This is a genomic window from Sneathiella limimaris (assembly GCF_012932565.1).
GTDB classification, from domain to species: domain Bacteria; phylum Pseudomonadota; class Alphaproteobacteria; order Sneathiellales; family Sneathiellaceae; genus Sneathiella; species Sneathiella limimaris.
This window is the reverse complement of sequence record NZ_JABBYJ010000003.1, coordinates 32,134-55,266: the sequence shown is the minus strand read 5'-3', so window position 1 is coordinate 55,266 and position 23,133 is coordinate 32,134. Positions and strand designations below refer to the sequence as shown.

The 23,133-nt window shown below is 45.4% G+C and carries 22 protein-coding genes; 14 read left to right on the top strand and 8 right to left on the bottom strand.

The genetic code is table 11. From position 1 onward, the window contains the following. Nucleotides 1-24 precede the first annotated feature (24 nt). The 6 genes from HH301_RS15955 to HH301_RS15930 all read left to right on the top strand — a co-directional run bounded on the left by HH301_RS15955 (nt 25) and on the right by HH301_RS15930 (nt 6,336). Nucleotides 25-1,170 (top strand): ATP phosphoribosyltransferase regulatory subunit, encoded by a 1,146-nt coding sequence (locus HH301_RS15955; protein ID WP_169570040.1) that lies wholly within the window; start codon nt 25-27, stop codon nt 1,168-1,170. 18 nt (nt 1,171-1,188) lie between these two features. Beyond that, nucleotides 1,189-2,481 carry an adenylosuccinate synthase gene (locus HH301_RS15950; protein WP_169570039.1) on the top strand — a complete coding sequence of 431 codons (1,293 nt, stop codon included), beginning with the start codon at nt 1,189-1,191 and terminating at the stop codon, nt 2,479-2,481. Between the two features lie 170 nt (nt 2,482-2,651). Beyond that, the gene (locus tag HH301_RS15945; protein WP_169570038.1) at nt 2,652-4,670 is read left to right on the top strand and encodes a protein kinase family protein; all 2,019 of its coding nucleotides are present in this window, start codon (nt 2,652-2,654) and stop codon (nt 4,668-4,670) included. After that, nucleotides 4,671-5,168 carry a hypothetical protein gene (locus HH301_RS15940; protein WP_169570037.1) on the top strand — a complete coding sequence of 166 codons (498 nt, stop codon included), beginning with the start codon at nt 4,671-4,673 and terminating at the stop codon, nt 5,166-5,168. A gap of 68 nt (nt 5,169-5,236) precedes the next feature. Beyond that, the gene (locus HH301_RS15935; protein ID WP_169570036.1) at nt 5,237-5,596 is read left to right on the top strand and encodes a putative quinol monooxygenase; all 360 of its coding nucleotides are present in this window, start codon (nt 5,237-5,239) and stop codon (nt 5,594-5,596) included. Nucleotides 5,597-5,772: 176 nt separating this feature from the next. Beyond that, on the top strand, nt 5,773-6,336 hold the full coding sequence (locus tag HH301_RS15930) for a fasciclin domain-containing protein (RefSeq protein ID WP_169570035.1): 564 nt from the start codon (nt 5,773-5,775) through the stop codon (nt 6,334-6,336). Nucleotides 6,337-6,379: 43 nt separating this feature from the next. On the opposite strand, the gene HH301_RS15925 is transcribed toward HH301_RS15930, so the two are convergent. Beyond that, complete coding sequence (locus HH301_RS15925; protein WP_169570034.1) at nt 6,380-7,756, bottom strand: formimidoylglutamate deiminase; 1,377 nt, start codon at nt 7,754-7,756, stop codon at nt 6,380-6,382. Nucleotides 7,757-7,862: 106 nt separating this feature from the next. Here HH301_RS15925 and hutG point away from each other — a divergent pair, with 106 nt between their 5' ends. After that, on the top strand, nt 7,863-8,681 hold the full coding sequence (gene hutG, locus HH301_RS15920; protein ID WP_169570033.1) for an N-formylglutamate deformylase: 819 nt from the start codon (nt 7,863-7,865) through the stop codon (nt 8,679-8,681). On the opposite strand, the gene HH301_RS15915 is transcribed toward hutG, so the two are convergent. Together HH301_RS15915 and HH301_RS15910 are read right to left on the bottom strand one after the other, a co-directional pair. After that, nucleotides 8,668-9,360 (bottom strand): ChrR family anti-sigma-E factor, encoded by a 693-nt coding sequence (locus HH301_RS15915; RefSeq protein WP_169570032.1) that lies wholly within the window; start codon nt 9,358-9,360, stop codon nt 8,668-8,670. The two genes, hutG and HH301_RS15915, sit on opposite strands and share 14 nt — an antisense overlap. Beyond that, complete coding sequence (locus HH301_RS15910; protein ID WP_169570031.1) at nt 9,360-9,950, bottom strand: sigma-70 family RNA polymerase sigma factor; 591 nt, start codon at nt 9,948-9,950, stop codon at nt 9,360-9,362. The genes HH301_RS15915 and HH301_RS15910 overlap by 1 nt, the downstream gene beginning before the upstream one ends. 156 nt (nt 9,951-10,106) lie before the next feature. Between HH301_RS15910 and HH301_RS15905 the strand changes: the two genes are divergently transcribed. The 5 genes from HH301_RS15905 to HH301_RS15885 are packed head-to-tail and all read left to right on the top strand — an operon-like array spanning nt 10,107 to nt 15,319. Further along, the gene (locus tag HH301_RS15905) at nt 10,107-11,435 is read left to right on the top strand and encodes an NAD(P)/FAD-dependent oxidoreductase (RefSeq protein ID WP_169570030.1); all 1,329 of its coding nucleotides are present in this window, start codon (nt 10,107-10,109) and stop codon (nt 11,433-11,435) included. Between the two features lie 5 nt (nt 11,436-11,440). Continuing rightward, nucleotides 11,441-12,220 carry a DUF1365 domain-containing protein gene (locus HH301_RS15900; RefSeq protein ID WP_169570029.1) on the top strand — a complete coding sequence of 260 codons (780 nt, stop codon included), beginning with the start codon at nt 11,441-11,443 and terminating at the stop codon, nt 12,218-12,220. Nucleotides 12,221-12,243: 23 nt separating this feature from the next. After that, nucleotides 12,244-13,488, top strand: coding sequence for an SAM-dependent methyltransferase (locus HH301_RS15895; protein WP_169570028.1), 1,245 nt, complete (start codon nt 12,244-12,246; stop codon nt 13,486-13,488). Nucleotides 13,489-13,534: 46 nt separating this feature from the next. Next, the gene (locus HH301_RS15890) at nt 13,535-14,779 is read left to right on the top strand and encodes an MFS transporter (RefSeq protein ID WP_169570027.1); all 1,245 of its coding nucleotides are present in this window, start codon (nt 13,535-13,537) and stop codon (nt 14,777-14,779) included. Nucleotides 14,780-14,788: 9 nt separating this feature from the next. Further along, nucleotides 14,789-15,319, top strand: a complete 531-nt coding sequence (locus HH301_RS15885; RefSeq protein ID WP_169570026.1) for a DUF3833 domain-containing protein — start codon at nt 14,789-14,791, stop codon at nt 15,317-15,319. Here the strand turns inward: HH301_RS15885 and HH301_RS18000 are convergent. From HH301_RS18000 to HH301_RS15870, 3 genes are read right to left on the bottom strand one after another with little or no spacing between them, the layout of a single operon-like run. Further along, the gene (locus tag HH301_RS18000) at nt 15,309-15,758 is read right to left on the bottom strand and encodes a nuclear transport factor 2 family protein (RefSeq protein WP_169570025.1); all 450 of its coding nucleotides are present in this window, start codon (nt 15,756-15,758) and stop codon (nt 15,309-15,311) included. The two genes, HH301_RS15885 and HH301_RS18000, sit on opposite strands and share 11 nt — an antisense overlap. Continuing rightward, nucleotides 15,755-16,498, bottom strand: coding sequence for an SDR family NAD(P)-dependent oxidoreductase (locus HH301_RS15875; RefSeq protein WP_169570024.1), 744 nt, complete (start codon nt 16,496-16,498; stop codon nt 15,755-15,757). The genes HH301_RS18000 and HH301_RS15875 overlap by 4 nt, the downstream gene beginning before the upstream one ends. Further along, nucleotides 16,495-17,202 (bottom strand): DUF6134 family protein, encoded by a 708-nt coding sequence (locus HH301_RS15870; protein ID WP_169570023.1) that lies wholly within the window; start codon nt 17,200-17,202, stop codon nt 16,495-16,497. Before HH301_RS15870 ends, HH301_RS15875 begins: the two co-directional genes overlap by 4 nt. 283 nt (nt 17,203-17,485) lie before the next feature. Here HH301_RS15870 and HH301_RS15865 point away from each other — a divergent pair, with 283 nt between their 5' ends. Beyond that, entirely contained in the window at nt 17,486-17,917 is a 432-nt protein-coding gene (locus HH301_RS15865; protein WP_169570022.1) for a DUF4864 domain-containing protein, read from the top strand. 80 nt (nt 17,918-17,997) lie between these two features. After that, nucleotides 17,998-18,525 (top strand): invasion associated locus B family protein, encoded by a 528-nt coding sequence (locus HH301_RS15860; protein WP_169570021.1) that lies wholly within the window; start codon nt 17,998-18,000, stop codon nt 18,523-18,525. 3 nt (nt 18,526-18,528) lie between these two features. On the opposite strand, the gene HH301_RS15855 is transcribed toward HH301_RS15860, so the two are convergent. Beyond that, a complete protein-coding gene (locus tag HH301_RS15855; RefSeq protein ID WP_169570020.1) occupies nt 18,529-22,212 on the bottom strand; it encodes an autotransporter domain-containing protein in 3,684 nt (1,227 codons plus the stop codon). Between the two features lie 155 nt (nt 22,213-22,367). Continuing rightward, a complete protein-coding gene (locus tag HH301_RS15850; protein ID WP_240969637.1) occupies nt 22,368-22,964 on the bottom strand; it encodes a hypothetical protein in 597 nt (198 codons plus the stop codon). Between the last annotated feature and the right edge of the window lie 169 nt (nt 22,965-23,133).

The window sequence follows — 23,133 nt, the reverse complement described above, 5'->3', positions numbered from 1 at the left end:
AAATATGCTTTATAAGCGCATGTTATGAATAGTTACTCTGAAAAAGGTCTGCTGCCTGCGGGTTTAGCAGATATGTTGCCCCCGGAAGCTGCCGCTGAAGCCGCAGTCAGTGAAAACCTTATGAAGGTTTTTACCCTGAACGGGTACATGAAGGTCAGCCCCCCCTTAATTGAGTTTGAAGAGCATTTGCTTGAAGGTGCAGGCGCAGCCCTTTCGTCTAAAATGTTCAGAGTCATGGATCCAGCGTCCCATCGAATGATGGGGATTCGAACAGATATGACGCCGCAAGTTGCTCGTGTTGCAACAACCCGTTTGAAACAGGAAGCGCGTCCGCTCCGGCTCTCCTATTGTGGTCAAGTGCTTCGGGTGTTTGGTAGTCAACTGCGCCCTGAACGGCAATTCACGCAAGCTGGTGTTGAATTGATCGGTCATGAAGGGATCGAAGCCGATGCAGAGCTAATTTTGCTCGCGAGTGAGGGACTTAAATCACTTGGAATTAAGCGATACTCCATCGACTTGACCCTCCCAACGCTCTTGCCAACAATTTGTGAGGAACTTGGAATTGATGCTGAAACTGCAGATGCTGCAAGGGAAGCATTGGATCACAAGGATGCTGCGGTATTAGAGGATTTTGGGGATTTAGCCCCTATTCTGGAGAGCTTATTGAAAGCTGCGGGGCCGGCCAAGAAATCACTGGACCAACTTTCGAAACTGGATCTGCCGCCAAAAGCGACTGATCAAGTTGAGGATTTAAGACGCCTTGTAAGTATGCTGTCTGCATCCGAGCCAGATTTGGTTCTGACGATTGATCCGGGTGAATATAGAGGTTTCGAATATCAGACAGGGATTAGTTTTACACTATTTGCCCGGAATGTTCGGGGTGAGTTGGGCCGCGGCGGTCGTTACCATCTCCTGGATGGTGAAACAGCGACGGGCTTCACTCTGTTTCTAGACAGCCTACTGAGAGCGGTCCCAGCAACGCAAAAAGCCAAACGGCTCTACATTCCACTTGGAACTTCTGAAGCAGAAGCTGCTGGTTTCAGGAATGAAGGCTGGGTGACTGTTAGAGGTCTATCCAGTGATCTAACCGCTGAAGAAGATGCCAAACGTATGGGATGTAGCCATATTCTTTTGGCCAGTGAAATTCAGGTATTGAATACAAGTTCATAAAATCGAGGACTATTAAGTATGGCAAATGTTGCTGTGGTCGGCTCCCAATGGGGAGATGAAGGCAAGGGTAAGCTTGTGGATTGGCTTTCTGAGCGTGCGGATGTAGTTGTCCGTTTTCAGGGCGGTCATAACGCGGGTCATACGCTCGTCATTGATGGAAAAGTCTATAAGTTGAGCTTGTTGCCATCTGGAATTGTTCGTGGTGGTAAAATGTCAGTCATTGGCAATGGTGTTGTTGTCGATCCATGGGCATTGCTGAAAGAAATTGAAACTTTGAAAGGGCAGGGTGTCACGGTTACCCCGGAAAATTTCAAGATTGCAGAAAATGCGACGTTGATCCTGCCTTGCCATGGTGAACTGGACGCTTTGCGTGAAGACGCCACTACAGGTGTCAAGATCGGAACAACCAGACGAGGCATTGGACCTGCCTATGAGGACAAGGTTGCCCGTCGCGCTATCCGGGTGAGCGATCTAACGGATGAAGAGTTGCTGAAAAAGAAAATCGCAACTTTGCTGACCCATCATAATGCACTCCGCAAAGGGCTGGATGCTGAACCTATTGATGGCGATCAATTGCTTCAGCAGCTTCTGGACATTGCCCCTAAAATTCTGGAATTTTCAGACATTGTTTGGAGACGCCTAGATGAGGCTAAACGCGAACGCAAGCTTATCCTGTTTGAAGGGGCACAAGGCACCATGCTCGATAATGACCATGGCACATATCCATTTGTCACTTCTTCAAACACAGTTGCAGGTCAGGCCGCGGTCGGTAGTGGCATGGGCCCAAGTTCGATCAATTATGTCCTTGGCATTACGAAGGCTTATACAACTCGCGTTGGGGAAGGGCCTTTTCCAACGGAGTTGTTCGATGAAGTCGGGCAGGGACTTGGAGAACGAGGTCGTGAATTTGGTGTTGTGACAGGCCGGAAAAGGCGCTGTGGTTGGTTTGATGCAGTGATGGTTCGCCAAGCTGTTAAAACTGGTGGAATTAGTGGTATCGCCCTTACAAAACTTGATGTGCTTGACGGGATGGATGAGCTTAAAGTTTGCGTAGGATACAAGCTTGGTGATGAAGTTCTGGATTATTATCCATCAAACATGACAGATCAGGCCAAGGTTGAGCCTGTTTATGAGACACTTGAAGGTTGGCAGGACAGCACATTTGGTGCTCGAAGCTGGGATCAACTTCCTGCAACTGCGGTAAAATATATCCGCCGGATTGAAGAGTTAATCGAAGCGCCAATTGCTTTGGTATCTACAAGTCCAGAGCGTGAAGATACGATCTTGGTGAAGGATCCATTCTCAGATTAATGGATTGAATAAGAGATAAATAAAAGGTGGCTTAAAATAGCCACCTTTTTTTGTTTGATAATTAGATCGATTTAACGCCATCTTAACTGTAGTTGACCATCTTTGCAGAATATTGGATCAGTTAAGAATTTTGATTAGGTTGGGACGACCTCCCGGTTTAGACACAGACAATGGATAACCAGCAGGAACTTGGTATACTCAGGGGGCGGTACAGAGTTCTGTTACAGCAAGCGCTACCTCACTTAAACAGTGGAGAAAATCTCGCTTATAGAGCTGAGGATATCCGCGACCCTAATAATGTGGTTTTTGCACTGGTTTTGGCTCCAGGTATTCCCTTTCGCGAAAAGGTAGTTGAAGCCCTGACAGGGAAAAGCTTGCCAGGTATTATAGACCTGCATTCCCATGGCGTTGTTCAATTCGATAGCTCTGATTTTCGGTACGTTTTTATTTTCGAATTTCCCAGTGGCGGACCTGTTTTCACAGAGGGACGGCCTCTGAATGAGCAGCAAGTTTTGAACGTTATCGTTCCAAAGCTTGTTGATTTAATCATCAACTTTTCTTCTCGAGAGATTACGCATCGGAATATTCGTGCCGACAATATATATTTCCTGGAAAATGAAAAGGCGGGGATAGCGCTTGGAGACTGTGTCTCTTTACCGCCCGCTACTCTTCAACCCGCTGTGTATGAACCTGTTGAGAGTGCTAATTCGTTGCCCGATGGTCGAGGCGATGGCAATATCATGGCTGATATTTATGCACTCGGCGTGTTGATAGTGCATATGCTGGGGGGTATCGTTCCTGGTCAAGGAAAGTCTGCAAACGAGCTTTATGCCGCAAAACTCCAGCATGGTACCTATGCAGTTTTAGTTCCTAAAATCCCAGCGTCCTCGCGGGTCAGTTTTTTGTTAGCAGGTTTGCTGAACGATGACCCCTATCGGCGCTGGAATATCGAGGTGCTCATTCGTTGGCGGGATGGCGTTTACGAACGTCCACGTCCTGGTTTTGGGGATCGCCAAGCACCAGGTCCGATTATTTTTGAAGGCAAAGACTATCTTTCCCCTCGTTTATTGGCGCTCGCAATGACACGTAGGCCAGCTCAGGCATATACGCTGCTTGAAAGTGGAAAGGTTGAGAGTTGGGTTCGTAACTCACTGAATGATAAAGAAGCAAGCCGGCGAGTTGGTGACGCTGTACGCAATAAAATGCGTGGCGGTGGAGGTAGTAAGCGGATTGAATTGCAATGTGTATCACGAGTAAGCGCTATCCTCGATAATCGAGGAGCATTCTGGTATCGTGAAGCGACATTTTCAAGACGGGGGCTGGGCTCGCTGTTGGCGTCTGCTTTCAGGAGCGATGGCCCTTTAAAGTCTGCAATTGCCGAAATGTTGGAATCCGGTGTCCTGCTTGATGCAGTTTATAGTGATCTTGATCAAGTTGAGGCTGGGCGACGCAAAGACAACAGTTGGATTGCCCTGGGAAAGGCAACCGACTGTTTTGAATATATGGAAAAAAGGGAAAAGATGGGCTACGGAATAGAGCGTTGCCTGTATGAGCTAAATCCCTCCCTTGGCTGCATGAGTACGACCCTTCAGGGAAGTTATGTGCGAAAAGTCGAAAATCTGTTGGATGTACTTGAAGAGAGAGCATTTAAAACAGATGGCAAGATTAATCCATTTGATCGCCATATAGCCGCATTCATAGCTTCTCGGACAAAATTTCTTTCTAAAAATTTTCAGAAGCTTGGGAACCTGCCACAGGGTGGTATTGAGTATACCCTATTGCTAATCACCATGTTTGGGCGAATGCAATCGCAATTAAGCCCTTCTCCGAAACCTGGGCTTTGTCTGTGGGTGAAGAGATTGCTCAATCCCGTAATCGGTAAAATTCATTCGGAAATAAGACGTGAGTTTGTGAAGAAAAAGCTCGAGAAGGCTATTGAGAGTGGCAACATCGAGAAAATTCTTGGCGAAATCGATTTGATGAACAACATCCGTCGCGATGCGGATGAATATGAGCAGGCGATCAAAGAGTTTAAGTACGTATCGGAGAGCATCAGTTTGCTAGAAAACGGGGGCAAGGCTCGTGAATTGGCGGCAAAGAAATATGGCCAATGGATAGCCTCTGTTATCTCGATTGCAGCCCTACTGAGTAGCATGGGCTTTTCTTATCTTTACTTTTTGGGGTCCTAAATGGCAAAAACAGTAAAAGCTAAGAAAAAATCCAGTAATGTTGTCTCACTCCTTTTGTTTGTTGCTTTGGGAGCTGTTTTCGCACCGCCAACCCTCATTATTCTCGGTATTGGACTAACACCAACAATTGCAGCCCGTTTTGCAAATCCAAATGAATTACGAGGAACAATCGCGGCGATGGCAGCATTTAATCTGGCAGGTGTTATCCCTGTATTGGGTTTTTTGTATCAGAAAGGGCATACCCTTGATCAAGCGTTCAGATTGCTGGCTGATGTTTACAACTGGTTGTTAATGTATGGCGGCGCCGGACTGGCTGCAGTGTTACTTTGGGGGGTCCCAATTCTTGTGCAGTCGGCATATGAAATTCAAGCAAAACAACATGTAAAACGTTTGGATAAACGGCGAAGCCGACTGATTGAGGAGTGGGGTGCGCAGATTATTGAAGACTCCAAGATTACGCCAAGTGTTCCGGTTGTCGCTGAAGAAAAAAATAATTAATAAGCTCTGGGTTCCCTGAACAGTTTTGTTATAGTGCGCTAAATATAACAAGTATTATGGGGAAGAAGATGTCAGACCACGTTTACTGGATAATAGAAGCCGATGTTGTCGACGGGAAACTGGAAGAGTTGAAAGCTCTTATGCAGGAAATGTCAGAAGCAACGCAGGCAGATGAACCTGGTGCTTTGAATTATGAATGGTCGTTGAGCGCAGACGAAACGGAATGTCATATCTTTGAACGCTATTCCAATTGTGAAACCACGATGATCCATATGGGCAATTTCGGTTCCAAATTTGCGAAGCGTTTCATGTCAGTGTTGAAGCCTAAAAGAACAACACTCTATGGAAACCCAGATGAAAAAGTGAAGAAAGCAATGGCTCCCTTAGGGGCGGTTCTTATGACATCTGCCGCTGGATTTTCTAGATAATAATTGAAGGTTGGCAGGAGCCTTTGAAGGTTCCTGTCACCGTTTAGATAATTTTTAATCTTGGTAGTTTACAACTTTGTGATGTCTGTCACATAGTTTTGGTAATCCTAATTTATGGGATCTCCGTATCTCCTTGCAACCATCCACGAAGGGTGGGGTCTAACGAGGAGATTAAAATGAAACTCTTAAAACAAGCTGTTCTTCCTGTAGCTGCCGTCTCTATGCTTGCACTCGGCGCTTGTACTGCTGTAGCAGACAATCCGGAAGTTGGCGGTGCCCCCATGTATGAGAGTAAAACGATTGTCGAAAATGCGATGAACTCCGACGATCACACGACGTTAGTTGCTGCCGTGAAAGCAGCTGGTTTGGTGGACACTTTGCAGGGAGATGGGCCATACACAGTGTTTGCCCCAACAAATGCTGCTTTTGCCAAGCTTCCAGAAGGTACTGTTGAAAATCTGCTGAAGCCAGAAAATAAAGAAACACTTACAAAAATCCTGACCTGTCACGTACTGGCTGCAAAGGCCTTGTCTGATCCAATCAAGCAGATGGTTGATAATGATGGTGGAACTCTTGCTGTGAAGACTGTTGGTGGCTGCCAATTTACCGCAATGTACGACAAAGATAAAATTATGATCAAGGATGGCCAAGGTAATATTGCAAATGTCACCATCGAGGACGTAAAGCAGTCCAACGGTGTTATTCACGTTATTGATACTGTGTTACTGCCCTCTTCATAATTTGAACTTTAAAATCAGCCTACTGCAGAGTAGGCTGATTTTTTCAGAGGGTGGATCGCAACTCTTTCATGACTGTGCGAAAGTCACTTATTATTTTTTCTGCCTCAATGTGCTGTCCGTTCTGGACTACATGATGTCCGGCAGAAAATACATCTTCAACGAGATTGTCCTTGGATGCAAAGATCCAACTGTCGAGCAGATAATCCCCTTGTAGATCGGCAAGATCATCAGACTTCATATTAAGTGTCATGAAATCAGCCTGAAATCCGGGCGCAATTTTGCCGCAATATCTTCCCGCAGCCTGAGCCCCTCCCTCTAGTGTTTTGTCAAAGAGGGTACGACCAGTCGATTTGTTTGCATCACACAGAAGTGCTCTACCTTTTAGCTGTAGACGCTGGGAATACTCCAGCATCCGCAGTTCATGGACTAAGCTAATGGACACATTGCTATCTGTTCCTACACCGATTTTCCCATTTGCCTTAAGGAAGGATACAGCTGGAAAAATCCCATCGCCGAGGTTGGCTTCCGTGATTGGACACAGTCCTGCAATCGCTCCAGATTTTGCCAGATCACTGTTCTCTGTTTCAGTAAGGTGCGTGGCATGGACGAGGCACCAATCTGGACCTACGTCGACTTTTTCAAGTAACCATTCAACTGGACGCTTGCCGTAAGCTGCTTTGATTTCGTCAATTTCTGCCAGCTGTTCTGCAATATGTATATGTTTTGGAACATCCGAGTAGGTTTGGGCAAGTGCAACTAGGTCGGTTTCTGATAAGGCTCTTAATGAGTGTGGTGCGATACCAAGTTTGAAGTCCTCACGGGCATATTTGGCCGTTTGACTGGCATGCCCCCAGATTTGTTCATAACTTTCTAAGTTATTTTTAAAACGGAGTTGTCCACCTTGTAGAGGGCGTCCATCTACACCACCCTGAGCATAGTAGACAGGTAGCAGTGTGAGCCCGATACCTGATTTACTAGCAGCTTCTATGACACAGTCAGAAAGCTCAGCAGGATTATCATATTTGGTGCCATCCTTTTGATTATGCACATAGTGAAACTCTGCAAGAGATGCATAACCTGCTTCCAACATTTCCATCTGAGCATAGGCATTAATCGCTGTAAATTGTTCCGGAGTGAGTTGTTCCAGAAACTTATACATCAGCGTCCGCCAAGTCCAAAAGCTGTCATTAGAAGAGCCACTTCGATATTCTGTTAACCCGGCAAGCGCTCTTTGGAAACCGTGGCTATGTAAATTGGTCGGCGCTGGAAGTAATACCTTGTCCGAGAGACAAATATCATCAGCTGAAAGCGCCTGGTCAGTTTCTACATCCTGGATAATTCCGTTTTCAGAGACTGAAACACGTACATTTTTCGCCCAACCCTGGTTGAGTAGGGCAATTTCCACAAAATATGATTTCATGACCAGATTGATCCGTAGATTTTTGACATAATATGTATATACATAATAAGCTGTCGGAAAAACAGATACAAGCCATTGATTAGCAATCAGTCGAAGGTAGAGCAAAATGAAACCCGTAACTGTAAGGTCTGGAAAGTCACCTATTGTTCTTGCGTTCCCCCATGTTGGAACTCACGTCCCGGACCAAATTTTTAATCAACTCAGCGCCGTGGGAAAAAAACTCTCGGATACAGATTGGCATGTGGATCGGCTCTATGATGGATTACTTCCAGAAGCGACAATGGTTGTTGCTGGCTTTCATCGATATGTCATCGATGCAAATCGGGATCCTTCAGGGGTCAGTTTATATCCTGGTCAAAACACGACAACCCTTGTCCCGACGACCGATTTTGATGGACAGCCAATTTGGCAGGAGGGGCATGAGCCGACCAAAAGTGACATTGAAGAGCGTCGCGTGGCTTTTCACGCACCTTATCATAAAGCACTTGCGGCTGAGATAAATCGTGTCAAAGAGCTTCATGGTTTTGCAGTTTTATATGATTGCCATTCCATTAGATCAGAGATTGCGTATCTTTTTGACGGCAAGCTTCCTGATTTTAACATTGGCACGAATGGCGGAACAACTTGTGCACCGGAGCTTGAGGCGCATGTCCTTTCAACTTGCGCTGCTGCAACAGACTATTCCCATGTTCTAAATGGCCGTTTTAAGGGTGGTTGGACTACGCGACATTATGCAAATCCTGCAGAAGATGTTCATGTTATCCAGATGGAACTCGCTCAATCGACCTACTGTATGGAGACTGACCCATGGGACTACATTGACGTAAAGGCAGAAAAGCTCCGTCCAGTTCTTAAATCTATATTGGTAGGTCTTGAGGATATTGCGATCCGGAAACTTGGGCCTTCTCGGACTAAATCCCGATAATTGGCTGCAGCAACCGACTAAAGAAGCCCTTGAACTTGAGCGGGGCATCTGTTGCGATTAAGCAAATGCATTCCACACTTGTATCAGCTACCGGCTGATGATGGATGCTATCATCAAGGTCTGCTATGTCCCCTTCGGCAAAACGTCCGACTTCATCGATATAGGAACCTTTTAGAATAAGGGTAAGCTCCTGACCACTGTGGGTATGTTCTGGCAGTGTGGTTCCGGGATCGATTTTGAGTAAGCGCAAGGCTCCTTTACCATCACCATTCTTTATACCCTGCAGGGGGTAGTGAGATACGCCAGGAACCAAACGTTTCCATGGGATCTCATCAAGCTCGCAGGGTATAAAATTGTTCAGCGGACCAGGTACTGTTATAGCCTTCGTGAGCTTTTCAGCTGTTATATCTTCCTCATGAGCCTGAGGAGCGTCCTGAGGAGTTGCAACAATCTCATCCAAAAACGACATTTCTTTCGATGAAAGGTCATTATTGTCAGCTTGATCTAAGAAGGTTGAGCCAACGGATAAAACCAAATCCAGCTGTTTCCGGCATTTTGGGCAGACTGATAGATGAGTAGCGACAACAAGTGACAGAGTCCCTGCCAAAGTAGCGTTCGCATAACCCAACAATGTATCATCGTTAATATGATGATTGATCGAATTTTGCATGTTACTCATTACATAGCCTCCAACCTGGCACGGATTTTCCCGAATGCCAGCCTGATCCGTGACTTCACGGTTCCCAATGGTAAGTTCAGTGCCTCTGAAATCTCAGCATGTGATTTCTCTTCGAAAAAAGACATGGTGATGATCTCAATTTGTTCTGATGGTAATGAGCTGAGGGCCTCTTGAATCATTTCTCGATTTTGCTCCCGAGATACAGCTTCTTCACCTGTTTCAGGTGGATCTGGAACAAAGGAAGGATCTTCCGGATCGGGAAGTGGTCTGTATTCTTTTCGTATCCGATCTATCCTGGCATTTCGAGCAATCGAATATATCCAAGTCGAAGCGGCCGATTTAGAGCGATCGAATAAGGCAGCTTTTCTCCAAACCTTCATCATGGTGTCTTGTAAAACTTCTTCACACTCCGCAGGAGACAACCCGCTTTTTAAGAGAAAGGTTTTCACCTTCGGAGCCATGTGTAAAAAAATTCTGCGATAAGCTGCGCGGTCAGCATGCTCAGCCACCCGAACCAGATCCACATTCAGATCAAAAGCATCTGATTGCGTGGAAGGAGAGCAGTCGCCTTGACTGTCGGATGATGCCATTAGCTGACCCAATCTCAAAATAAAACCCTCTGCTTTTTACCATCTAACTATCCTACGATCAAAGGGCATGTCTGGATTTCTTGTTTTGAAAAAAATAATTTGATCCAACGATTTGGTTTTACCGTAAAAGTCAGTATCAATTTAAAGAGGCTTTTGATGAAAAAAATTGCTGTTATTGGTAGTGGTATTTCGGGGCTGTCAGCTGCCTGGCTATTATCCCAGAAGCACCATGTGACCTTACTTGAAAAAGATGACCGGCTTGGTGGGCACAGCAATACGACTTTAGTCGATGGGCTTCATATTGATACGGGTTTCATTGTTTATAACGTGAAAAGCTACCCAAATCTAATTCGGTTTTTTCATCACCTTGGTGTAGAAACTCAGCCGACGGATATGTCCTTTAGTCTCTCCAAAGACAAGGGCCGCTTGGAATATAATGGGCAGTCCGCGCTCGGAATGTTCGCGCAGAAATCAAACCTTTTATCTCCATCTTATTGGGGGATGCTGGCAGACATTGTGCAGTTTTACAACGAAGCCCCTCAGCTGTTGGAAAGGAAAGATGCGGAGCAATTATCGCTTGGACAGTATCTTACAGAAAAGAAGTTTGGGCATCGCTTCATTCATGATCACTTGATCCCGATGGGAGCCGCCATTTGGTCGACACCAGCACAGCAGATGCTGGATTATCCTGCCGCGACTTTTGTGCGTTTTTGTCAAAATCATGGTCTTTTACAACTGAGTAATCGGCCGCAATGGCGTACAGTTGTTGATGGCAGTCAATCTTACGTTTCCAAGATAGCTGAACAGCTTATCGGACGTGTTCGGCTGAATAGCTCAGTGCGCGCAGTAACCAGTGGTGCCAGTGGTGTGATGATTGAATGTCGAGACGGCTTTGTTGATACATTTGATGATGTAGTATTTGCAACCCATGCCGATCAGGCTTTAAAGATGATTGCAGAGCCAACAGAGCTGCAGACAGAGTTATTAGGAAAGTTCAATTATTCCAAGAACCTGGCCATTCTTCATTCTGATCCTAAACTTATGCCTAAGCGCAAATCTGCCTGGGCTAGCTGGAATTATATAAGTCAAAGTCAGAATGAAGGCGAGGGGCAGGAGCTATGCCTGTCTTATTGGATGAACAGACTTCATCGGCTTGAGACCAGAAAAAACTATTTTGTCACACTTAATCCGCTTGAAGCGCCTGAAGAGGGGGCGGTTCATCGGAGTTTCCCCTACGAACATCCTTTGTTTGATACTGCTGCAATTGAAGCCCAAAAGAGATTGTGGGAGCTCCAAGGGCAAAACAGAATGTGGTTTTGCGGTAGTTATTTTGGTTATGGCTTCCATGAAGATGGCCTGCAATCCGGTTTGGCTGTTGCCGAACAGTTGGGAGATCTCACGCGACCTTGGGATTTTGATTTGAGTAGGTCCAGAATACATGTCCCAACAAAATCTGTTAAACCAGTTCTGACTAATGTAGCGTAACAGTTATGAATTCGGCAATTTACAGCGGTACAGTGGTTCACAGGCGTTTGAGGCCAAGGGGCCATCTGCTCAAATACAAGGTGTTCTACCTGCTGATCGATTTGCAAGAGCTTGATGAGGTGGGACGTATCTGTCGCTGGTTTTCTATCGACAAGAAGAACGTAATGTCTCTTTTTCAGAAAGATTTTGGATCTGAAAAGACAGAAGAAAACTCCCTTTTTGAAGCGATGAAAACTTTGGTGCTATCAGAGTTGCCGGGTAAAGAGGTCAGGAGGATCAAACTTCTCTCTATTCCCCGCCTTTTTGGATATGCCTTCAACCCGATAAGTGTTTTTTATTCTTTTGATGGCAATGAAAACCTCAATGCTATTGTCTATGAGGTTCGGAACACTTTTGGTGAAAAGCATCATTACATCGTTTCTGTTGAACAAGACGATCCCCAGTTAATTGTTAAGCATGATTGCAGGAAAGAAATGTTTGTCTCTCCCTTCATTGGGATGAACTGCCGATATTTTTTCTCGATTAACAAACCTTCTGATCAGCTCACGCTTGCCATACGGCAAACCGAAGATGACTTGCCGGTATTAAATGCCTCTTTTTCGGGGAATAGACTTGAATTAACAAAGAAAAATTTGAACCGGCAGTTGATCGCTTTCCCACTGAACAGCGTAAAAGTCATCGCAGGAATTCACTGGGAAGCCTTGTTATTATGGTTGAAGAAAGTGCCTGTTATAAAGCATGTCCGTAAATCGGATTTGCCCACTGGCTTGCAGGCAGGGAAGTAGCAGGAATAGTTAGGGAGTTACTAATGGAAACGGCGGTTTCAGCATCAAGTTCTGTTCTTGTTCAGAGCCAAGACTATAAAAAAATAATCAGTGAATACGGAAACGTATGGCTGAAAATTTTATTGAAAGGGCTTCGGAAGATTTCAGTGGGCCGTCTCAGGGTAACATTGCCCGGTGGAGAAATTCTGGAATTCGTCGGCCAAGAGCAAGAAGAAAAAACTGCAGCGCTGGATATTCTCGATCTTTCCTTTGCCAGAAGTGTTTTAAAGGGTGGCGATATCGGATTGGGTGAAGCTTACATGGCGGGGTATTGGTCCAGTCCGGACCTTTGCCAATTGCTGGAACTTGCGATCCTAAATGAAAAATCTATTTCGGAGGTAATATCCGGTAGTTGGATGTCCCGAACGGTTGATTTTGTTCGTTGTCTGCTGAATGCTAACACCAAACGGGGAAGTCGGCGGAATATCTCATACCATTATGACCTTGGAAACAGGTTTTATGAGCAATGGCTTGATGAGAGTATGACCTATTCTTCTGCGTTGTTCGATGGGGAGACTGTTCCACTCTCAAAAGCTCAGGAAAATAAATATAAGCTTGTTTTTGACACTGCAGAAGTTCCAGACGAGGGGAAAATACTAGAAATTGGCTGCGGTTGGGGTGGTTTTGCGGAATATGCCACGCAAAATTCGAACGCATCGGTGCATGGCCTCACTCTCTCGGAAGAGCAACTCGCTTATGCGAAAGTAAGATTAAAAACCCTGGGACATGAAAAGCGGGCGACTTTTGATCTACAAGACTACAGGGACCATGCCTCTCGGTATGATGCGATCGTGTCTATCGAGATGTTCGAAGCAGTAGGTGAAAACAACTGGCCCCAGTATTTTAAGGCGTTGAGGCGTAATCTAAAAGCTGGCGGGAAAGCTGCAATCCAAGTTATCACGATTGATGAAAGTCGTTATGAGGCCTATCGGAAAACACCCGATTTTATTCAGAAGTATATTTTCCCGGGCGGCTTTCTTCCCAGCAAAACAGCATTTGCAAAAGCTGCCTCCGAATACGGATTTAAGACAACTATCCGTAAGGAATTTGGATTGGATTACGCTACGACCTTGCGGATATGGGCAGAAAGCTTTCAAAAACGCTGGAGCGATATAGAGCCTCTCGGCTTTGATAAACGGTTCAGACGAATGTGGGATTTTTATCTCAAGTATTGTGAAGCGGGATTCCGGCAGAAAACTCTTGATGTCGTAATTTTTGAGCTTGCCTAAGAACCAAAACCTTACTCTGTTCTTCTACTCCCTGCCGGGAGCAGTAATGGCGATGCCATTAATTCCGGCATTTGTACTGCTGCCGGTTTTCTATGCAGAAAGTGTGGGTATCGGCTTGGCCGCGACTGGAACCGTCTTGCTGCTCGTGCGGATTACAGATGTGATCAGTGATCCTATAATCGGTTGGGTTTCTGAAAAACTCAGAATGTTCACATGGGGGCGCCGACTACAGATTATAGTTGGTGCCTTACTCGCTGGCGTATCAATCCATTTTCTTTTTAATCCTGAGGCGACTTCTGGACCAATCCATTTGTTCGTCTGGTGCGCACTGATGTTGTTTGGATGGTCGGCAGTTCAAATTCCTTATTTGGCTTGGGTCGTTGATCTCTCCCCTGATTATAACCGCCGAACACAACTGAATTCTGGTCGGGAACTGTCCGGTTTAATTGGTATTCTAATCCTAGCAGGCCTCTTGTTTTTGTGGGCTGAGATGGATGCTTTTGAACAAATGTCAAACAGCTCGACGCTAATTTTGATCGCCGGGCTTCTGGTCTTTCCTGCATTGTTGTTTTTAAAAGATCAGCCAATTCGATCTAGTGGGAATTTTGAATGGTCAAGGCTCAAAGGTTTGTTTGAAAACCGGCTTTACTGGCGTCTTTCATTCGCCTGGTTTTTGAGCGGATTATCCATTGGGGTCGCAACGGCTTGTTTCCCTTTATTCGTTGAGCACGTCCTTGGAGGAACTACAGAAATTAGGGCCAAGCTTCTGGGACTGTATTTTGTTTGCGGCGTCATAGGAATTCCGGTTTGCGTTTGGCTGAGTAAGCGATTTTCAAAGCATCGTGCCTGGGGTGTGATGATGGGAATTGCCAGTATTGTATTTCTGTTGGTGCCTTTCCTCGGGGAAGGTGATTATCTGGTTTTCGCATTTGCTTGCGTGGTGACGGGTATTGCTTTGGGGTCTGATTTGGCATTGCCGCCGTCACTTCAATCTGATGTTGTTGACTGGGATTATTACAAAAACAGAATTCCAAGGAGCACCCTTCTATATGCGCTTTGGAGCATGATAACGAAGCTGTCCCTTGGGATCGGAATTGGCACGGCATTCTGGATAATTGACGCGGGAGAGGGAACGAACAGTCAGATCGATCCAACTCTTGTTGCACTGATCTATGGGTTGGTTCCAGCCGTACTAAAACTAGGAGCTGTTGGCCTCGTCTGGAATTTCCCGCTCTCGCCACAGAGACATGCGGCTTTGAGGAGGAGACTGGCCTACCGCAACAAGAATTGAGCCGATAAAATGAGTAGTTTCAATAAAAAAATCTTTCTCTTGGCGGGCCTGTTGGTTTTGGTGGGCTGTAATACGATGAAACCAGAGCAGTTTGAAGGAACCGAACCTGCATTTGATCTATTTGGGTTTTTTGAAGGGAACGTCAGTGCCTGGGGCATTTTCGAAGATCGATTTGGGAACCTTAGGCGACAGTTTACGGTAGATATTGATGGCGTCGTTGATGGCGATGAGTTGACGCTAGACGAAAATTTCATTTACGCAGATGGAGAAGTTGATCGTCGTGTTTGGAAAATCCGACGGACCGCACCGCACAAATATGAGGGGCGGGCGGATGACATTGTCGGGGAAGCGTCTGGCGTTATGTATGGTAACGCTTTCAATTGGATCTATGAAATGGATTTGCAGGTTGGAGAAAGCACTTGGCGAGTAAAATTTGATGATTGGTTATTCCGGCAGCCTGGAGATGTGGTTATCAACAAGGCTACTGTGACACGGTGGGGGGTGAAGATTGGGACCGTTACTCTATTTTTCAAGAAATAGTGAGCCGCTTCCTGATCAGCCGGATCAAACTCCCTAGAATGGGAATTTTCGAATAGAAATGACTTCCAGAATCCCAGTAATCAATATGCTCGGAAACCCTTCCATTGTCGTTAATCCGTATTTCTGAGAGGCCTTCGAAATCCAGTGTTCCAATTTTGTGGGTCTCCGAAATAAAACGCCATTTTAGAATAGCTCTCCTAGATTCAAAGTCCGGATATATAGAAATAATGGAGAAGTGAACCGACTTGCTTTGATCAAACATATCCTGAAAGAGTACTTTCAAAGTTTCAATCCCTACGATGCGATTGAATGGATCCTGAAAAATAATGTTCGGATCACAAAAATCCTCTAGTTCTGAAAGGCTTGCAGGTGAAATCCTTTCAAAGAAATCAGCATAGTTTTGACAGCTGGATCTAAAATCTTGTTCTGAAATAGTCATGAAGTCAGTTTGGCAATGAGTTTAAGAGACAGCCAATAAGGCAGCAATCTGATTGTCTTAAGAATAAGCACAAATGGTAGCGGGAAGGCTATTTCAAACTGATCTTTTTTTAGTCCTTGTGCAATTTTTCGAGCTGCCTCCTCGGGTTCCATCAAGAACGGCATATTAAATTTATTCTGTGCCGTCAGCGGCGTTTTTACAAAACCAGGGTTAATGACCTGAACCTTGACATTTGAATTCATCAGCTCAATCTGTAGACCTTCGGCGAGATTAATCAGGGCGGCTTTTGTAGGTCCATAGGCCAGGGATTTTGGAAGGCCCTGATATCCAGCAACTGAGGCGATCAAAGCTATATGACCTTTATCTCGACTTTGAAAGATAGGCAGAAGTCGTTCTAAAATTCGGCATGTCCCGATGTAGTTTAGGGCCATAGTCTTTTCAGCATTTTCCAAGGAAAAATGACTTACTGTTTGGGGGGAGTAAGTCCCCGCTGAAATAACGACACAGTCTGGTAGTTTATCTAAAGCTTCAAATTTGGAAAACGCGCTTTCAATACTGAGCTCATTGCAGATATCCATAGGAAGACAGGAGATCTGTTTTGGATATTTAGAGGCGACCTCCTCCAGCTTAGCCTCATTTCTGGCACTGATTGTTACGGTATGTCCTTCAGCTCCTAACTGGAGTGCGAGATCAGCACCAATTCCGGTGCTTGCACCAATTATCCAATAATGTTCACTCATGAATTTACGGAAGCTTTGCAGGTCAAACAGAAATATTCAATTACCGAGTCATCTTCTGCGAGAAAGCGCAGCTTGACCCAGCGGCCGTCACGGTCATACCAAGCTTCAAGATTTAGCTCACCGGAATATTCGTATCTGGTCGCCAAGATGGAACCGTTCCTCACTTCAACTATTTCCTGCCCTTTGTTTGCGATCTCAACCCTATTCAATTTGCCCAAAATAGTGTTGAAGACCTGGTTTTGTTGTAGCACAGCTGGGTTCCAATGATTTGTCGGAAGCAATAGATCGGAACTTGATGGCAAGGTTTGACCATTTACGAGAAAACCGTTTTCTGAAGATATCAGGCGTATCGATTTCTTTTCACCTTGCTCGTCCACATTAACTTCCAAGCTTTTAAGCTTGCCTTCTTCCCATATGCCTTCGCTTTTGTAATAAAACTTGTAAAGCGGGATGCCGAGTAGTGAAACGGCTACATTAAAGTCGGTTTTGGCAATAAGGCTACTCTCGTCTTTTTCAAACTGAAGAAGATGTTTCCCGACGACGCTACCATTTCTTTTGACAAGAAACTCATGCTTCTGCCCATAAATGGTCAACGGATCGACAATTGGGCCAGCAAAAGAAATCATCGGCGATACAAGCACCGTAAATAAAGCTAGAACTAAGCATCTTTTGGCAGTTTTATACGACTTTTCAAGTTTGATCATCTCTACACCGCTCGTTGCTTTGACTGTTATGATCTACGAGAAAAAACTTTTTTTGGATCAATTCAAGGGCCCTGTGATCCAAAAAGAGTCGGCAGGCGTAAATCAGATAAATAAAAAGTTTAACTGCTGGGGCTATCTACTACCGCTGAGTGGATAGCCTACGTGCCTGCCGCGAACCCCCCCCTCATTGATTTGCGGCAGGCACGTCTTTTTTTAAAAATGGCTCCAGTCAAGTACTTCTATTTGGTCAGCATGGGTGTAATTTTGGGAAGGGTGTCCAGTCATGAGTCATATCTCCAATCGCTACCTACTCATAGCTTTAGCAATGGCTAGCACTATCCTGTGTGCTGGGTATACATTTGCCAAAGAAAAGTCTCTCTCGGTTTTTGAGCAGATTATTGACAGTCAGATAGAGGCATTTCAATCGGGGAGAAATGAGCGAGCCTACAGTTTTGCAGCGCCTGTTATTCGGTTGCAGTACGAGACCTCTGACAAGTTTGTCGACATGGTTCGCGAGTATTATTCTCCAGTATTTAACCCTGCCTGGTATCAATTTGATGAATTCCAAGAGATAAGAGGGCGTCCATTGCAAGCTGTCCTTATTCAAGGGCCGGAAGGTAAGATCTGGAAAGCGATCTATCAGTTTGAGAATGTGAGTGGGGAATGGAAAATCTCGGGAGTTCGTCTGTTTTTGGTAAAAGCCGCTGGTGCTTGAGGCATTCCTTGACAGTTGCACCACAACCTTCCTAGTTTCGATCAAAATACCTTATTGATTTGATCGAAATTGTAGACATCATGACTTGGTTTCCTACCTTACGTTCCCAATTTTATACCATTCGTCCACTAGTCTGTACTCTATTGCTTGTTCCATGTGCTCTTAAAGCTGAAGAGAATGCAGATGCCTGGAAACTTGTTTGTCAGGCAAAAGACGATCCACAAAGTTGTTTGATCGAACAGAAACTTGTCCTGCGGCAACAGAAAGAAGAGGGTACCGGGCAAGTTGGGCAGATCCTGAATATAAAAATTTTTTATGTAGGTAAAGAAAGCCGAAAACCCTATATCGTCATGCAACTCCCCTTAGGTGTTGATTTACAAGCTGGTTTGCTCATGAAAATCGATGAGAACCAAGAGGTTAAAGCGCCTTATTCCATTTGCAGTAAGATTGGATGCGAGATGCGTTCTCTTTTACCAACAGACATGCTCGCAAAAATGAAAGCTGGGACCGCTATGAAAGTTGGATTTCGGCCCTATGGTAGTAAACAAACAATAGTGGTTCAGGCCAGTTTGATTGGTTTCACAAGATCATTTAGCTGGCTCAACTAGCCTTTAGAAGCGTAACTTAGCCTTCAGACTACCGGAGTGCGACAAGTAGTTGTTTTTAAATTCTGCGTCATAATTTGCACCCAAAATCCACTCACCTACATCATAGGCAAACCCAAGGCCAAGCTGAGCGCCAAACTGTTCAGGATCCTGACCCTCTACTGTGAAAGTAGATCCTCCGCCCGTAAATTGCGAAGTCGCCGTTGCATTTTCACCAAGCAACTCATACCGCACACCGCCTCTTAAATGAGGTATGAAATATCCTGACCCTGCTCTGATCTGGGTTGATATCTGTGCACCTACTGAAGTAGTCAACAGCTGTAGATTGTCCGTTTTGACTTGCTGATTAAGTCCACCAGCCCCCGTTTCTCTATAATCATCGGTTGTCAAATATGTATAAGATACGCCTGCCATAGGAGTTATTTGATAATCGCCTGCGGTAAGGGGAACGCCGAATTGAACGGCTGCCATATATTGATTGGAGTCGTAGTCTGCGCGCGCCGTTGTATCCGAACCCAGAAAGTCTATTACCCTGCTACTTTTTATACTGTTAAATGCGTAACCCACTGAGCCTTCTATGAAGAATTCTTTTGTTGAGTAATCTGCGTATAGGTTGCCTTGATAGCTGTTCAGCTGAGTGCTGACATTGCCAGCTCCACCACCATCAACATCGGTGTAAGCATAAGTAAATGAGGCTCCTAGGCGGCTCTTATCTGTAATGGCGGCGTCGTAGCCAAAAGTCGAGCCAGCTGTACCCGCATCATAGCTTTCTCCATCTGATGTTCTGTCTTGGTCAGCCAGAAAGCCGAATGCCTTGATCCAGGCAGATTTCTTCGCATCAGGCCGATCAGTTGAGGTGTCAGCGATAACCTGGCGAGAAGCAGTTTCTGGATTCCGGACAGCTGATAGCCTGTCAGAAGTGAATAGAAAAACCTGGTTTTGAAGTCCGGAAGCGACGCTGATTGCTGCGTCCATGCTTTCACTCTGAACAGCAAGGCTTTTGATGGCATTTTGGGCTGTAGAACCACCTGCATTAACGGAAGCGATAAGATCACTCAGCAATGCATCGTTGCCAGTTGCGATTGCATCATTTGCGATTATTAGGATGTTAGCCTGATTGTTTGTAACACTGAACTCCGTGGCAAGGCTATCCGCTGTTCGTGTGGTCACCACCAGCTCAATATCTGAGCCATTTACTTGTAATTCTGTACTTCTCAGGATACTGGTCGAGGGCGCAAAATTTGCAACTTCATCTGATGCGTCGGTTACACTGTCAAACAGCGTATAGGTACCGGTTTGTATATCACCTGCAATCTGAACGGTTGGACTGCCTGACGCACTGACATCATTGACACTGAAAATCGTGTCACCCGGAGTGAAGCTATCTCCGATCGTGAGGGTTCCACCATTAAATGTCGCAGTACCAGACAAGGTAATTGTGTTTTCGACTACCAGATTTCCGTTGCTGGAAAGAGAAGTTGCCTGAACAGTGTTATTGAAAGTGGTCTTGGTGTTTGAATTTAGTGTTACCATTCCCAAGGGAGTCGTGGCACCCAAGGCACTTTCAAATGTAACACCTGAGCTACTGGTATTGCTGATTGACAGATTGTTGGTGTTATTTATCGGTGCGGATACCGTTTGAGCAGAACTTCCATTAAATTCTAGCCCGCCTGAACCAACATTGAGTGAGCTTCCGCCAGTGAAGGATGTATCACCTGAAATTGTCAGAAGCGTATTGCCCGTATTTATGTTTCCGGTAGATGAAAGAGATCCAAGTGATCCCCCATTACCGAACTGGATAGAACCGCTCCCAGTTGCTGTAAAATCTTCTGCATTCACAGATCCAGAGAAAGTCGCGATACCCCCGGTGGTGTCTACTGTCACTGAGCCAAGAGAGTTTGAGGCTCCTATTGAGCCAGACACGAGTGTTAAATTGCCGCCAATAGCACCAAAACTGGCAGTTCCGGATCCGTCTGAGCCACTAGAATTATCAATGTTACCTATAATCTTTTTGCCAGCAGATAGGGAAACTTTACCTCCATCTCCAATCTCTATGTCGCCTGTAACATCGTCAGAAAACGCAATAGTTCCTGATCCATTTACCGAAATAGTATCTGCGGCCACGGTGCCAGCAAATGTGGATGTGACACCGGAGGCAATGGTTGTGTCGATAGAGCTTAGGGCATTTGTCGCACCGACAGACCCGCTAACCAATGTCGTATTTGTGGTGCTTTCATCAAACACGAGATTACCAAAAGTACCGCCTGCATCGACTGCGCCAGAGATAGCTTTGTTTGCGGCAATGTTTACTGTCGCGTCGCTTGAAAAAGATAGGGTCGTCGTATTGATCGTATCTTGAATTCTGACAGTACCAGAGCCAGCTACTGTGATTGTGTTTGCATCCACGGTGCCACCAAAAGTGGATGTGACACCGGCGCCAGTGTTGACAATAAGTTCTTTCAACGAATTGCCACCGCCTGTTCCTACGTTACCAGAAACGAGAGTGGTGTCCGCTGTTTGGGTTTCAAACTCCAAAATACCGGCGCCATCGGTATTTGAAGTCACCGGTCCATCAACATATTTGTTTGCGGTGAAGGTGAGGAGGCCTGCAGTATCGATAACGACGGATCCAGTTACATTACCTTGAAAAATTGTTTCGTCTGTATCGTCAGTGCCGGTCAAGGTGATTGTAGTGGCATTAATGTTGCCACCAAATGTGATTGTATTTGATGAGCTTTCAGCAGTGACGGCTTTTAAGGAGTTTGTCGATCCAATATCGCCTGAAACGATAGTCGTTGCCCCTCCTGTTTGATCGACAACGTTTAGGGTCCCTGCATTGTCTGAACCTGTTTGGTTGTCAATAGAACCGTTAAGGGGAAAGCCATCTTTCAAAGAAAGTGTATAATCGTTGTAAAGATCAATATCAGCGGTGATGCTATCGTCAAAGGTAATCGCTTCTGACGTTCGAATTTCAATAGTTCCAGCCCTGACAGCCCCGTTAAAAGTCGCTTTGGCGCCACTTGCGATTTCAATGACGTCTATTTCGGTGGCCGAACTTGCTCCACCGATTGCTTGTGTGAAAATTATCTCGTTACCCGAAGTTCCATCTGTATTTGTAACAGAGAGGGTGACTGTGTCCGCCGCGGAGGCCGCGTTGATGACCATTTCAATAGTGTTATCAGCATTTAGCGCGGTGTCGAATGTAGCCGAAACGCTGCTAGAACCATCTCCTAGATTGAGAGTAGAAGAACCCGTACCGAAGGGAGCGTCACCCTGAAGTAGAATATCTGTATTCGTCGCATTCAGAATAAGGGATTCAGTCCCTTTTACCTGAACATCACCGGCAAAGGTAACAAGATTGTTAGTTCCGGAACTGGTAATGTTTATCGTCGCAGTTATATCGCCTGACTGAGATAAAAACGTAATACCATCAATGGTTTGCAGTGTGCCAAAAGTTAAAGCGCCACTATTGGAATCTATGGTGATTGTGTGGTCGGCCCCGTTATCATCCAGTATTCCGTTGGTGTCGGAGGCGGTAACAGTCGAGCTCGCAGCAGTGTCTGTTGTTGCATCAGCATCATTAACATCTGCGCTCGCTGTTGTATTCGAAGCAATCAGGCTTACTAATGCGAGAAATGAAATTTGGCTGTACAGTTTGCGCCTAAAACTCTGATACTTTTGATCGCGCATCGTGTGTTAGCCCCTCACTTCCCCTGTTCGCGTTGCAAAAATTAAGCATGAGGCTAACACATGTTTTATTACGAAGTCAGTGAGAATGTTTGGAATTAAAATTTTTAAATAATTTTGTTGTTTTGAAGTGCCAGAAATCTCTGAGTGATGCTTTTCTAATTCAGAGCGGGTCCCAGATACGCCTCTGAGATTTCTGCGCGGATCTTTTGATTTTCAGGTGCCGCAAGCTCCCGGTCGAGTATTGAAATGATTTCACTAGCCCAGGGAAGTGTGCTGTTAAAAGCAATATAGAAAGGACGCTCCGTCAGACATCCTTTTTCCCGTAGCGCCAACACTTCCGGGTGAGGCTTGGAGACTTTTAACCAGCTAATTATATTCCGGTCGGCCACCAATAACTGAATACGATCGGCACTCAGCATTTTCATTAGTCTGTTGAGTGCGGTTAATCCTCTAACCTCTAGAATTTTTGACTTGTTGGATGGCGATGATAAAAATTCATCTAAGGGTTTTCCATATCCATAGCTGGCAATGAACCCTAATTTTCCAGGGAAGGAGGACAGGTCTGCGCTGTTCCTATAACGCCATTCCGTTTCTTCTGGGCCATAGAAGCAGACCTGATAACTCATAATCGGGTTGTTTGAAAAAAGAAAGCTGGGTGCTTCTGAACGGACGGCAGTTAAGAGGCCATGTGCCTGATCTCCGCTATGTGCTGTTTCAATTGCCCGGTTCCAAGGAAGACTGGAGATCTCCAAGCTTAACTCATTCTTGGCGAATAAATTTCGGATATACTCTTGAACTATACCGGGCTTTTCACCCTTTGGGTCACACGAGTAAGGGCACCAGTCCGTGGTGGCAAGTTTGACGGGAGAGGGTATCGTTTGTTGCGCCTTTGCCTCCAAGGTAAAAGCGAAAAATATAAAA